The organism is Vibrio sp. CK2-1 (assembly GCF_021726515.1).
In the GTDB taxonomy this organism is placed as follows: domain Bacteria; phylum Pseudomonadota; class Gammaproteobacteria; order Enterobacterales; family Vibrionaceae; genus Vibrio.
Genome location: NZ_JAKKCJ010000002.1, coordinates 45,919 through 58,988, shown reverse-complemented (window position 1 = coordinate 58,988; position 13,070 = coordinate 45,919). Strand labels below are relative to the sequence as shown.

Sequence of the window (13,070 nt, the reverse complement as noted above, 5' to 3'; positions counted from 1 at the left end):
GGAGGAGATATGAAACTGATAAATCATTATATCAATGAACTGCAAACATCATGGGCTAAATGGTCAGTGAACATGGTGAGCCGCCGAACGCTGCATAAGCCAAGAGAGTGCGAACTCGAATCCTCCCCACTCCACCATGAGCTAGCTTGTGAGTATTATCAAATAACAACCAAGTAAGTATTTTTTTACTATCGCGATACAGCATAAGCAGTCAATTTATGTTGTATCGTATTCACATCGTTCGGAAATATCAGGGCTGAATCTATCCTACCCCTTATTGCTTGAATGATTACTACCTTTAGCGACTATGGCTTTGAACGATTTTGGTTTTGATCGAGCAAATGCTGACGTTCTTTTTCAAGCTGCTCCCGTAACTCTTCTTCACTTGGTAGTTCCATCATGTACTTAGAGGCAAACAAATGTTCACTATCGTTTAATACTGAGTATTTAGCGACAGTATGATTGCTTTCGGTACACAAAATTAAACCTATGGTTGGGTTGTCATCTTGTCTACGTCTTTTCTCTTCATACATGCGCACGTACATATCCATTTGCCCAACATCTTGATGAGTTAATTTGTGCATTTTCAGATCAATTAACAGGAAGCATTTCAGATGGAAATTGTAAAACACCAGATCAATGTAATAGTCACCATCATCGGTACTAATACGCTGCTGACGCTCAACAAAGGCAAACCCTTTACCGAGTTCCAGTAAGAATTTTTGGAGGTTATCAATGAGGGCTTGTTCAAGCTCGCTTTCTTGCAACCCCTCACTTGGTAGACCTAGAAAGTCTAAAATGTACGGGTCACGTAAATAGTCTTTAGGGCTTACCGCTAACTCTGCTGTTTTTTGGTGGGCTTCATCAAGCACTGGTTTTATATCGTGCCTGCCTGATTGCGTTGCTAATAAACGTTCGTAGTAAAGACTACCCACTTGCCGCTCGAGTGCTCGAACACTCCAATTTTGCTCTACAGATTCTTTAAGATACCAAAGGCGTGCTTGGTCATTTTCAATGGTGATGAGCTTACTATAATGTGACCAACTTAATTTGGCAGACAGTGTCTGCCGATTTGGAAAACATTGAAAGAAGCGTCTCATATTTCGTAGGTTACGAACTGAAAAACCCTTACCAAACTCTGCCGCCAGTGATGTGGAAAGTGTTTTTAATACCGCTTTACCGTATTCAGCACGAGCCTCACCTTGCTGCTCATCTTCGACGATCAAACGACCAATCTCCCAATAGGTCTGTACCATAGCGGTGTTGACTGCCTGAACCGCTTGTTTGCGGCCTTGATTAAGCAACTCACGAATATTGTTAAGTAGTGGGTTCTGTTCTACTGGGAAATCTTTGCTCATTACACCCTCTCCATCTATTCTTTATATTGACGCCCTTAAGATGACAGGGAAATGCGCTACTAACCCCTCAACCAGTAGTGTATAGATATGTTTTCTCTTACTTGAAGCAATTCAATTTCTTTGTCATCCAAAATGTGAACCTGGAGGCTCTTGAAGTTGTTTGATTAAACACCTACACCCACTGCCCAGCCACAAAACCAGAGGCCCATGCCCACTGGAAATTATAGCCCCCGAGCCAGCCACTTACGTCCATCACTTCACCGATAAAGTACAAACCTTCAACGCTATTGCATTGCATGGTTTTTGATGACAGGTGTTTGGTATCAACGCCGCCTAGTGTGACTTCTGCGGTGCGATAACCTTCGGTGCCGTTTGGTAGAACTTGCCAGTTTTGTAGTTGCTGATCGATGGCTTGCAATTGGTTTTGGTTAAATTGCTTAAGAGGTTTGTCTTGCAGCATTTTTCGCTCAATTAGAACTTCAACTAAACGCTTCGGCAGTACTTTAGCTAAGGTGTTTTTCAAACTTTGGTTGGGATGTTTTTCACGAGATTGGGTTAATAGTTCTAAAACATCGGTCTCTGGGATCAGGTTGATGGTGACAGTTTGACCCGGGTGCCAGTATGAAGAAATTTGTAGTACCGATGGGCCAGATAGGCCACGGTGAGTAAACAGCAGCGCTTCTTTAAAGACAGTACCATCTTGCGCGGTAATTTCTGCCGGAATGGCAATGCCAGAAAGCTCGGCAAAGTCTTCTTTGTCTTCTTTATGCAGGGTAAATGGTACTAGCCCAGCGGTAGTATTGATCACCGACAAGCCAAATTGCTCTGCCACTTTATAACCAAAAGGGGTGGCACCGAGTTTTGGCATCGAAAGTCCGCCAGTTGCCACCACTAATGATTCACAAGTGATTTCATCGTTGTTGGCTTTAAAGCGAAATCCGCTATCGGTTTTTTCAATATCGTGAATATCACAACGGTAACGCTGTGAAACATTTGGGTAATCACATTCCTTGAGTAGCATATCAACAATTTGCTTAGCGGAATCGACACAAAATAATTGTCCGTGTTCACGCTCTTCAAACTCAATGCCGTATTTCGACACTAGGCTGATAAAATCCCAATTGGTGTATTGCGATAGCGCCGATTTCACAAAATGCGGATTTTGGCAGAGGTAGTTATTGGCACTGACATCGTAGTTAGTGAAGTTACAACGACCGCCACCAGAGATCAGAATTTTACGTCCTGGTTTTTTCGCATGATCGATCACTAAGGTTGTGCGACCTCGTTTTCCGGCTTCCGCTGCGCACATTAAGCCCGCGGCACCAGCACCGATAATCACCACATCATAATGAGTACTCATAACTACTTCTCTTGCTCTGCTTGCCTAAAACAATAGGCAAAATAAAAGGACGCGCGATTTTAACGCACATCCTTTCAATGTCACATCATTTGTTCAGCAGAAATATTAACCAATACAGTGAAGCTAAACCACAAATGCCATCAACAAAGTGAGCCCAGCTAATCCGGAAGTTAACACGAACAGTTCGCGAACTTTACTGCATTTATTAATAAAGACTTCTTCGTGATGATGAAGATACTCTTTACCTTTCAGATAGTGATAGAGACGAACTTGTTTGGTCATATTGCCGTGAGTGCTAAAAAAGCCTCGGCCATCGACTTGCTGGTAAAGAAGAGGATGCGCTTCTCTCATAATAAAAATGAGTGAGCGGAGTGCGGTGATATAACGCACTAAATTAATAAGGGTAACAATGGATAACGCGGTTAATAGTATATCTGCACTGATCATCTTTCCCTCCAAACATCATAAATGACAGGAGGAAAAGACAATCTCAACAACAGTTATGTTGCCTTGGCTTTTCGCGATCGATTAAACGGTCGTAGAACCTGCCATCACAGATGATGAACCTTGTTTTGCTAATTCAGCTAGGTCTTTATCAATGAAGAACAAGGCTTTGCCATCTTCACCAACTAACTCTAGCTTGTCTAAAATCCCTTTAAACAATTTCTCTTCTTCGTGTTGCTCTGCCACGTACCACTGCAAAAAGTTAAAGGTTGAGTAGTCTTGACTAGTAAAAGCTAAGTGAGCCAATTTATTGATGCATTGAGTGATCATTTGCTCATGTTCATAAGTTTCACGGAACACATCACCTAGGCTATCAAAATTATGCTTTGGTGCATCAATCGCACCTAAAATTGGTAAGCCACCGGTTTCACTCACGTAAGTGAATAAACGCTGCATGTGTTCCATTTCTTCAGTTGCATGAGTACGTAGAAACTCTGCTGCACCTTCGAAGCCTTTATCTTCACACCAAGCACTCATCTGTAAGTATAGATTAGATGAGAAAAATTCTAGGTTAATTTGCTCATTCAATTGTTCAACCATTGCTTTAGACAGCATTTGTGACTCCTTCAATATTTTGATACACACCTCCACAAATTATAACACGGCACCTAAACAAAAGGCTCGACCGCATCAATTTTATACCTAAAGTAATTGTTTATTGCATTAATGGAAAGTCATTTACCACCTTAAAATAGTGAAAGATAGTGAGAGATAACCAACACTTTTTGCGCTATGTTAATGATAGTCTCAATACAGACTCAGTGCTTAAAATCTTAATCGATAAGCCCTGAAATGATGATAATTGGAGAGCGCATTATGACGTACAAACATATTCTTGTAGCGGTAGACCTATCTGATGACAGCGTTATTCTCGTCAATAAAGCCGCCGCATTAGCCAAAGTCTGTGACGCTAAATTGTCGCTGATTCATATTGATGTCAATTTCACTGACATGTATACCGGCTTCATGGAAATCAACTTTGCTGAAACGCAAAATGCCATGCTTGAGGCAGCACAGAAAAAAATTAAAACCTTAGTGGAGAGCATTGATTTCCCCATTACTGAAACCATCGTCTCTAGCGGTGATTTATGTAATGAAATTTCTCATGCGATTGAACAGCAACATGTCGATTTAGTGTTGTGTGGTCACCATAAGGATTTTTGGAGCAAGCTACTTTCGACGTCTCGCCAGCTGATTAACGATACTTCTGTCGATATGCTGATCGTACCTTTAGAAGACTAATGTGTTTTCAATTTGAATTAATGTAAACTCCAGAAATATTTTTTAGTTTACATTTAATTTGAATTGGTGAGTTATGTTCTATCTTTCTGCGGTCACTCTTCTGTGGGCGTTTTCATTTAGCTTGATCGGCGTCTATCTTGCCGGTCAAGTTGATGCTTGGTTTTCTGTTTGGATGCGTATTGCCCTAGCAGGCCTAGTCTTTCTTCCTTTCCTTAAATTTAAAGATATTCCAGCTAAGTTAATCGGTAAATTAATGGCGATTGGCGGCATCCAACTTGGTTTGATGTACTGCTTTTATTATCAATCGTTTCTGTTGCTTTCCGTGCCGGAAGTATTGCTATTCACCGTCTTTACACCTATCTATGTGACGCTGATTTATGATCTTCTAAAAGGTCGCTTCTCACCTTGGTATTTGTTAACTGCGGTGATTGCTGTTGCCGGTGCTGCGATTATTAAATTTGCGGGCATCAATGAAAACTTCCTCAATGGTTTCTTAGTGGTACAAGGTGCCAATATTTGTTTTGCCCTAGGCCAAGTTGGCTATAAGCATGTAATGGAGCAAAACAAAGTCGAAATCTCTCAACGCACAGTGTTTGGATACTTCTATATTGGCGCATTTGTCGTCGCTTCTATCGCTTTTGCTTTAATGGGCAATAGCGACAAACTACCAACCACCAACCTGCAATGGGGAATCTTGACCTACTTAGGTTTGATTGCTTCTGGACTAGGCTATTTCTTGTGGAATAAAGGTGCTTGTTTAGTGAATGCTGGCGCACTAGCGGTAATGAATAATGCACTGGTGCCGGCAGGATTAATCGTCAACATTTTGATTTGGAATCGCGATGTGGATTTAACCCGTTTATTACTAGGTGGCGCAGTAATTATGTTGTCGCTATGGGTAAATGAAACTTGGGTGAAACGTAAAGCGATGGCTTATAGCGTGTAGCCTGTAAACGAAAAACGAAAATATTGCCCCAATAAAAAACGGACGTTCAAATTAATGAGCGTCCGTTTTTCGTTCTAGATTATTAACTATAAGATACTTTCAATTAAGACAGCTTAATCTTACCCGGTAGCGCCTGACGAGCGGCAGAACCCACTACCCAATCAAGTACCACGCCTTTCCCTTCACGGGTTGGATCAATCAAGCCGATATCGTTGATATTCACCCCATCGCTCGATTTCATTTTCACTGGCTGTTGCTTATCGCCAATCCAGTGAGCACGTTCACCAAGCTCGGTATGACCAAAGCCATGCTCAAAGCCGAGTACGCCACGGTGAATACCATCCACCAGCATTGCCGTTACTTTGATTGAGTGAGTTGGCGTTTCAACCGTAAACTGATCGCCCGTTTGCACGCCGTATTGCTTGGCATCTTCTAGGTGAATATAAACCGGATTATTACCTTTAATTGAATTCAAACGTGGTGAAAGATTAGATACCGCGCTATGAATATTCGACTTAAAGTTGGTTAAGGTAAACGGCCACTCTGACTTAGCATACATCTCATCCATTGGCGTACCATCTGCCAGTTTTTGTGGATACCAAGTTGGGCAACCAGAATACAACTCACCTGACATGGTATTACGCGAAGTACCGAGTTTTTCATTCCAAATCGCCACCGGTTTTTGCCATTGATATTTCATGACATCACCTTTGTAAGCTTCAGTGGCATTTTCAAAACGTCCGCCGCGAGCATAAATAAAGGCTACTTTAGCGAATTCATCTTTGCTTAACACGCGCTGCATATCGGGTAGTAAACGCTCTAGCCCTGAAAAGTAAATATCTTCACTGCTAGCATTGGGCGTTCCACCAGCAACATAAGCAAGGTTAGCTGCTGAACGTAGGTAGAAGTCTGCCGCATTATGAATGCCATGCCAGTTACCTTGCGCATCTTTAATCGCGTTATCACCAAAGCCACCTAGCTTCATGCTTTTCGCCATATCAATTAAGAAGGTTTCTAAGCAAATCTCACGACCATCGGCAGTTTTCTCAGTACGAGCTTCGACAATCGGCCAACGAGCGGTGACCGCTTTGGTCGGAACATCATGCCAAGGACCAGCCATACCCCAACTTTCATAAGTCACGGTATCTGGCACGATATAGTCAGAAATTGCCGTGGTTTCATTGATAAACGCATCCACCGAAACAATCAAAGGCAACTCTTTCGGATCGCACAATTTGTCACGTAACAACGTGGTTAAACCCGGTACGCCATACAGTGGGTTCGCCATGTGGTTGATCCAAGCTTTTAAGCGGTACGGATAACCATCAATCGCCGCCGATAAATGCTCAGTAAGCAATGGCGCAGAAATTGGATACCAAGGTGCACGAGTTGGATATGGCGATTCACCAGCTTCAACACGACGTTTATATTCAGTGGTTTTTTGATATGGGAATTTAGAGCGAGAAAGAAATACTCCCTTCGGCGCAACCATGCCATCAAACTTAGTGAAATCGTAACGTGGGCCAGCAGCCGAAGTAGGATAACCACCCGCTTTAGCTTTCATGCCGCCTTTTTTGTTGATGTTACCTAGCATGGCGTTAAGCATCACAATACTAAAGGCATTGTAGAAGCCGTTACTGTGCATGTTACCGCCATGAGTATCGACCACAGACTTACTGCCGTGTTTATGCAATTTAGCCGCTAACTGAGTAATTTCATTAGCAGGAATACCACAAAGCTCAGCGAATTCATCAATAGAGTATTCAAACGCTGCTTGCTTGAGTTGTTGCATCGATGAACGAACCGCAATCTCACCATTTGGCGTGTTGACCTTTTGATCAACATACAACTGCGCAGGTTTATCTTGAGTATGCAGAGTTAACTCACCAGTGGCTTGATCAAGAATCACATAGGCATCGCCATCTGACAATTTATCGCCACTGAAAGCCAAACCAAGATCGGAAGCACGTAAGAAACTACCTTCTCGCTCATGGCCTTGCTCAACAATCACTAAATGTGTCGCGTTACACCAATGGGCATTACCGGCTTTTTTCATTGCAGCAGCACTTGGCTGAACAAGGAAATTTTTATCGTATTTGTCGTTGCTGATCATCCACTGAATGATCGCCAATACTAAAGCGGAATCGGTGCCCGATTTAATGGCTAACCAATGGTTATTATTCCCCGTGGCAAGACTAGTCGACATTTGAAGAGTAGGTGTCACTACTGTGTATTCAAAATTTCCGCGAGTACGTGCATTGGCCAATTGACGTGCTTGACGCTTAAATGGATTACCGGCTTGCGCTGGCGCAGTACCAATAAATAACGCAAATTCTGCATGTTCAAAATCAGGCTTCATGTGAGAGAAGCCATCTAGATCATTCATAAATGCGCCAGAGCCGGCACGGAATGCGTAACCACAATACGAGCCATGATGACCAAAGTTACGAGTACCAAAACTATTAAAAGCAAAACGTTTAATGATGTCATCACGACCTTCATTACTCGCATTGGTCATCAATAATTGGTTGGCTAGCGGGCCGTATTCAGGGTTATTCGGATCAACCGGCGTTTTAATATCACGAATCGCTTTTAAGCCATCGACATGACCTTCACCAAACAAATCGCCACCTTCAACCACTTCTTTTAATAGTTGCTCATAGCTAATCGGCTCCCATTTACCTTCACCACGTTTACCAACACGTTTTAATGGTTGAGTAATACGATATGGGCTAGTGCGCGCATCCATCATGGCATTACCACGAGCACAAGCCGTCGAGCGACCTTCAATGCCCGCTTCACCAGTTAAGGATAAATAGGCATCTTTAACTGGTGTTTCAAATGGGATTTTTTGCTCACTTGAAAGTGGATGATAAGGGTTGCCTGAGATACGTAAGATCTCATCAGTTTCGTTATCAACGCGGACACGCACGCCACATAACGTCCAGCACCCCAAACACATTGATGGCACGACACGTTGTTTTGGGTTAGCAATTAGATTGCCGTTCTTCACCTGATATTCAGGGTCAAGTGAGTTACCAAAGTGAATGTGTTTGGTTTTCTCACCAGCAGTGCCCTCGACAATACCTTTTGCAGTATGCGCTGCAGTTGAAGAATAGCCTGCAGCAAACGCAACACCGCCCCCAACAGCAAGACCAGATTTTATAAACTTACGACGTTTGTTATCCATGATGACCTCTTACTCTTGAGTTGATAAAGGAGTGTTTGATGCGACTGACTTGTCAGATTTAGATTGCACTACTTCGGTTAATATCACCGCCAGCAATAGCCATAAACCCGCCATGCCAACTACCCCCAGCATACCCGGTGCGCCTAATGGCAAATCATAAGGGTACGGACCTTGGTCGTATTTCGGCAAAGTTTGCACTTCAATCATTGTCATCCAGCGAATCGCCCAACAGGTAGCAATAGTAAGTGCACTACAAGCCAGTAATGAAAGACGTTTAAATTGCTGACCACGCATCACGAACATCGCCATCACTAAACAAGCGACAAACGCAGCCATCATTAACACTAGGTTGCTAAACCAACTGCCGTATTGCAGTAAGTTCATATAAGCGCCATTGGATACCCAAATAGGTAATAGGATTAACGACAACACTGAGCAAATCGCCACGCAACGTTTCAGTAAACTCATATCGGTTGAAGTCAGTTCAATGGTCTTATCTTGGTTCGGCATTAAGTTCAAAATGAACAAAGTAAAACCAATCGCACCAAAGAAAGCGGTCACAAACCACAAGATAGGCGACGCAGGTTGATGCCACATTGGACGAGCCACAACCGCGTAGATTTCCATTCCGGTGTACAAAGCAATCGACAAGCCAGAAAGAACCGTTACCCCAGCAACCGCAGTAATTAATTTAGCGGAAGCTTGCCACTGACCTAGTGTGAGCAAACCAGCAAGACGAAGGTATTTATTATCGCTATTGGCTAGCTTGCTAATATCAGGGCGTAAATATAACCACGCCGCTAATACCGCTAGCATAGAGAAAATTGGCAATAAAATTGCGCCACGCGACATCCAAGACCAAGACGTTAAATGAGGAAAGAAATGCCAAGCACGACCCGGTTGGTGTAAGTCAGCGGTTAAGGCTAACGGGCCAACAATCGCACAAATGCCTAAACATAATGCCAAGGCGGCACGTAATGTGTGACTGGTCTTATCGCGTAGCACTAAGCTCGCGAAAAATAAAATCGCCACCGCATAAGCCGAGCCAATGTAGAAAAAGTATTGCACTGCCCACGGGAGCCAAGCCACCGTCTGAGACGGAATTAAAACTTCAGTAATATTCATTAGTGCTCTCCTTGAGGATCGTAAATCGCCGCTTTACCTTCAATATGCGAGGTAAACTCATCTTGCAAACCGATATAGAACACATGCGGTTGCGTACCAGCTTCCGGTTTTAGCACTTTGATTTCATCTTTAAATTCACGCATCAGCTGGCTAATTTGGCTATTGGCATCATTTAAATCACCAATCACACGCGCGCCGCCAACACAGGTTTCTACGCAAGCAGGAAGCAAACCTTCTTCTAGGCGATGAGCACAGAAAGTACATTTATCAGCAGTAAGGGTTTCTTCATTGATAAAACGAGCATCGTAAGGACAAGCTTGCACACAATAAGCACAAGCTACGCAGCGTTTGTTATCGACCATCACAATGCCGTCTTCACGTTGGAAGGTCGCTTGTACTGGGCAAACCGCCACACAAGGTGGGTTTTCACAATGGTTACAAAGACGTGGTAAAGTGAATACCTTGCTTTCTTTCTTGGCTGTTGAACCGTCATCTAAAGTGACTTCATACTGTTTCACAGTAGTGCGGAACTGACCAATCGGTACTTGGTTTTCAATGCTGCAACCTACTGTACAGGCTTGGCAACCAACACATTTACGCAGGTCGACTACCATTGCATAACGCTTGCCTTTCATGCCTTGACGGCCCGGCTCTTGGTTATTACGAATGATAGGTGCGGCGGTCGCCACCGGAATAATGGCAGCCCCGGCAGAAACTGCGCCGAGACCTCGGAGAAAGCGTCGTTTAGTTTGATCCATGAGATTAGCCTTGCTGGTGATAACTCTTAAGGGGTATTCTCGCCAATGGATACTTTTTGCTCTATTGTGGTTTTCCACATAACCCAACCTGACTTGATCTAGAACAAGTTTTGCCAGAACTATTTCAAACGAGGAAAGCATGTGAACCGCTTTATCAAACCACTCACTCAAGCTAGATGGTCGCTTCCCCTGTTATTTATTATTTTCGGGATAAGCCACTTTTCTTTAGCTCATGCTGAAAGTTCACAGCCTCAATCTCAACCTATAGCTCATCCGATTCAAGTTGCCGTACTGGCGACTCGCGGTAATCCTCAAGCAATACAACGCTGGCAACCGACCATTGATTGGCTCAACCAACAATTACCTCAATACCAATTTTCTCTACGGCCGAGAAACCTAGAGCAAATGGAAGAAGTGATCACAACCAACAGCGCCGAGTTTGTGATCACCAATCCCGGCCAATCAGTAAAATTGGGGTGGCAATATCCGTTATCTTGGATCGCGACGTTAAAAAGCCCGTGGCCCAATGGCACCAATCAAGCACTCGGCAGCACCTTAGTTGTCAGAAATGACAGTCCGTTTATCGACCTAGAAGATTTGCAAAATAGTCACGCGGTTGCCGTTTCACCGGATGCGTTTGGCGGGTTTCTTACCTTAAGTCAGTATTTAAAATCCAAACAACAAGACCCGAGCCTATTCTTCAAAAAAATTGATTATCTGGGCTTTCCGATTGATGCCATGTTGTATCACCTACGCGATCATCAATCCGACGTAGCAATTACTCCGGTATGCTTATTAGAGAATATGGATAAAGAAGGGCTGATCGATAAATCGAAATTTCGGGTGATCAACAATAGCGCCCCGCAAGACTTTCCATGCGCAGTGTCTACCCCGCTGTATCCCAACTGGTCATTTGCCAAAACCAGCAAAGCCAATGAAGTCGTCGCCACCGCGGTAACTCAAGCGTTATTAAATCTACCCAAAGATAGCCCTGCTGCGGTTGCCGCTAAATCACAAGGTTGGTCATCTCCGATCAGTTCATTAAGCGTGGTGAAAATGTATCGTGATTTAAATATTCATCCACAACAAACCCCTTGGTGGCAACAGGCTTTAATGTGGCTCAAACAGCATCAACAATGGGCTTGGGGCGCAGCAATTTTATTTATCGCGCTGAACATTTATCATTTTTGGTTGGAGTTTCGCTTTAACCGCAACCAGAAACTCCTCAATCAAGCGCAACTCGAACTAAAACAAAAAAGCCAAATGCTAGAACATGCCCAGCGGGTAGCGATTGTTGGCGGTCTAGGTACTAATCTAGCCCATGAAATTAATCAGCCCCTTTCTGCGATTCGCAATTACAGCCAAGGAGCAAAACTGCGGATTGAAAAAGGCGCGGATGCCACCAGCCTAACGCCAATTATGGATAAGATTGAGCAGCAAGTAGTGCGAGTCGATGCAATTGTGCAGCGCTTACGAACCTTAATCACCAAACGTACCGTAGCTAAGCATAACCTAAACATCAATGCATTAATCGATGACACCTTAGCCCTACTCAGCCACGACTTAACGGATAAAAAGATACAAATCGAAGTGGTCTCAAATGGCAACCCGCGAGAGATTTATGCTGATGCGGTAGGTTTACAGCAAGTGTTAGTCAATATCATCAATAACGCTGCCGATTCATGTCTCAGCTACCCTCAAGAGCCAACTAACTGCATTGAGATAGTCATTGATTATACCGAGCAACAGTTGGATATTTATCTGCGTGATAATGGCGCAGGTCTAGCTCAGCCTATCAGCGAATTACAAAGCGCCTTTGTCAGCACTAAAGAAAAAGGACTAGGCTTGGGGCTATCGATTTGCCACGATATTATTGAACATCATCATGGCCATTTTACTTTGTCTCCTATTGAGCCACACGGGTGTGAAGCGCATATTCAACTCCCCTACTTACAACCGTCACCCCATCAACAAAATAGTTAAAGGATCACTATGACTCAATTACCGATTTACCTAGTTGATGACGATGAATCCGTGCTCGATTCTCTGGCCTTCTTGCTGCAAGAATTTGACTACCAAGTGCACTGTTTTTCCGATGGTGAAAGCTTTCTCCAACAAGCGAAACTCGATCAAGCTGGTTGTGTAGTACTCGATAGCCGCATGCCAAGTATGCGAGGCCAGCAAATCCACCAACTATTGCAGCAACAACATAGTCCATTAGGCGTGATTTATTTAACCGGCCACGGCGATGTGCCCATGGCAGTAGAAGCATTAAAGCAAGGCGCGGTAGATTTTCTACAAAAGCCGGTAGATGGCAAGGTACTGGTAGAGGCTATCAATAAGGCGTGTGATTATTCAGAACAAGCCACTCAAGCAATGACGATACAAAAGGCGTTTGAATCGTTAACTGAGCGAGAGCAGGCTATTTTAGGTTTGGTGGTGCAAGGAATGAAGAATCAACAAATCGCCGAGGAGTTATGTATCGCAGTGCGAACGGTCGAAGTCCACCGCTCGAATTTAATGAAGAAGTTTTCCGCCAAAAGCATTGCTGAATTGGTGATGCAGTATGCTCAACTGAAATAAAGCC

At 43.6% G+C, this 13,070-nt stretch carries 12 protein-coding genes; 5 read left to right on the top strand and 7 right to left on the bottom strand.

The annotated features are described in order from the left end of the window. Window positions 1–9: 9 nt before the first annotated feature. Entirely contained in the window at window positions 10–177 is a 168-nt protein-coding gene (locus L3V25_RS05065) for a hypothetical protein (protein ID WP_237294412.1), read from the top strand. Between the two features lie 128 nt (window positions 178–305). On the opposite strand, the gene L3V25_RS05060 is transcribed toward L3V25_RS05065, so the two are convergent. From L3V25_RS05060 to ftnA, 4 genes are all read right to left on the bottom strand, one after another. Further along, window positions 306–1,358 carry a PDDEXK nuclease domain-containing protein gene (locus L3V25_RS05060; RefSeq protein WP_237294411.1) on the bottom strand — a complete coding sequence of 351 codons (1,053 nt, stop codon included), beginning with the start codon at window positions 1,356–1,358 and terminating at the stop codon, window positions 306–308. 172 nt (window positions 1,359–1,530) lie between these two features. Beyond that, window positions 1,531–2,718, bottom strand: coding sequence for an NAD(P)/FAD-dependent oxidoreductase (locus tag L3V25_RS05055; protein ID WP_237294410.1), 1,188 nt, complete (start codon window positions 2,716–2,718; stop codon window positions 1,531–1,533). Between the two features lie 123 nt (window positions 2,719–2,841). Continuing rightward, window positions 2,842–3,165 (bottom strand): universal stress protein UspB, encoded by a 324-nt coding sequence (uspB, locus tag L3V25_RS05050; protein ID WP_237294409.1) that lies wholly within the window; start codon window positions 3,163–3,165, stop codon window positions 2,842–2,844. Window positions 3,166–3,246: 81 nt separating this feature from the next. Next, window positions 3,247–3,777, bottom strand: coding sequence for a non-heme ferritin (gene ftnA, locus L3V25_RS05045; protein WP_237294408.1), 531 nt, complete (start codon window positions 3,775–3,777; stop codon window positions 3,247–3,249). 261 nt (window positions 3,778–4,038) lie between these two features. Here ftnA and L3V25_RS05040 point away from each other — a divergent pair, with 261 nt between their 5' ends. Next, window positions 4,039–4,464, top strand: coding sequence for a universal stress protein (locus L3V25_RS05040; protein ID WP_237294407.1), 426 nt, complete (start codon window positions 4,039–4,041; stop codon window positions 4,462–4,464). A gap of 73 nt (window positions 4,465–4,537) precedes the next feature. After that, window positions 4,538–5,410, top strand: coding sequence for a carboxylate/amino acid/amine transporter (locus L3V25_RS05035; RefSeq protein ID WP_237294406.1), 873 nt, complete (start codon window positions 4,538–4,540; stop codon window positions 5,408–5,410). A 103-nt stretch (window positions 5,411–5,513) separates the two neighbouring features. On the opposite strand, the gene L3V25_RS05030 is transcribed toward L3V25_RS05035, so the two are convergent. The 3 genes from L3V25_RS05030 to dsrO are packed head-to-tail and all read right to left on the bottom strand — an operon-like array spanning window position 5,514 to window position 10,483. Beyond that, complete coding sequence (locus tag L3V25_RS05030; protein WP_237294405.1) at window positions 5,514–8,600, bottom strand: tetrathionate reductase subunit A; 3,087 nt, start codon at window positions 8,598–8,600, stop codon at window positions 5,514–5,516. Between the two features lie 9 nt (window positions 8,601–8,609). Further along, the gene (nrfD, locus tag L3V25_RS05025; RefSeq protein WP_237294404.1) at window positions 8,610–9,725 is read right to left on the bottom strand and encodes an NrfD/PsrC family molybdoenzyme membrane anchor subunit; all 1,116 of its coding nucleotides are present in this window, start codon (window positions 9,723–9,725) and stop codon (window positions 8,610–8,612) included. Further along, the gene (dsrO, locus tag L3V25_RS05020) at window positions 9,725–10,483 is read right to left on the bottom strand and encodes a sulfate reduction electron transfer complex DsrMKJOP subunit DsrO (RefSeq protein WP_237294403.1); all 759 of its coding nucleotides are present in this window, start codon (window positions 10,481–10,483) and stop codon (window positions 9,725–9,727) included. The genes nrfD and dsrO overlap by 1 nt, the downstream gene beginning before the upstream one ends. Window positions 10,484–10,624: 141 nt before the next feature. On the opposite strand from dsrO, the gene L3V25_RS05015 reads away from it, so the two are divergent. Together L3V25_RS05015 and L3V25_RS05010 are read left to right on the top strand one after the other, a co-directional pair. Further along, window positions 10,625–12,466: a PhnD/SsuA/transferrin family substrate-binding protein gene (locus tag L3V25_RS05015; RefSeq protein ID WP_237294402.1), complete on the top strand. Its 1,842-nt coding sequence runs from the start codon at window positions 10,625–10,627 to the stop codon at window positions 12,464–12,466. Window positions 12,467–12,475: 9 nt separating this feature from the next. Further along, on the top strand, window positions 12,476–13,066 hold the full coding sequence (locus tag L3V25_RS05010; RefSeq protein ID WP_237294401.1) for a response regulator: 591 nt from the start codon (window positions 12,476–12,478) through the stop codon (window positions 13,064–13,066). Window positions 13,067–13,070: the final 4 nt, after the last annotated feature.

Coding starts and splice junctions, on each gene's coding strand:
- L3V25_RS05065 (WP_237294412.1), top strand. CDS start 10: ATGAAACTGATAAATCATTATATCAATGAACTGCAAACATCATGGGCT.
- L3V25_RS05060 (WP_237294411.1), bottom strand. CDS start 1,358: ATGAGCAAAGATTTCCCAGTAGAACAGAACCCACTACTTAACAATATT.
- L3V25_RS05055 (WP_237294410.1), bottom strand. CDS start 2,718: ATGAGTACTCATTATGATGTGGTGATTATCGGTGCTGGTGCCGCGGGC.
- uspB (WP_237294409.1), bottom strand. CDS start 3,165: ATGATCAGTGCAGATATACTATTAACCGCGTTATCCATTGTTACCCTT.
- ftnA (WP_237294408.1), bottom strand. CDS start 3,777: ATGCTGTCTAAAGCAATGGTTGAACAATTGAATGAGCAAATTAACCTA.
- L3V25_RS05040 (WP_237294407.1), top strand. CDS start 4,039: ATGACGTACAAACATATTCTTGTAGCGGTAGACCTATCTGATGACAGC.
- L3V25_RS05035 (WP_237294406.1), top strand. CDS start 4,538: ATGTTCTATCTTTCTGCGGTCACTCTTCTGTGGGCGTTTTCATTTAGC.
- L3V25_RS05030 (WP_237294405.1), bottom strand. CDS start 8,600: ATGGATAACAAACGTCGTAAGTTTATAAAATCTGGTCTTGCTGTTGGG.
- nrfD (WP_237294404.1), bottom strand. CDS start 9,725: ATGAATATTACTGAAGTTTTAATTCCGTCTCAGACGGTGGCTTGGCTC.
- dsrO (WP_237294403.1), bottom strand. CDS start 10,483: ATGGATCAAACTAAACGACGCTTTCTCCGAGGTCTCGGCGCAGTTTCT.
- L3V25_RS05010 (WP_237294401.1), top strand. CDS start 12,476: ATGACTCAATTACCGATTTACCTAGTTGATGACGATGAATCCGTGCTC.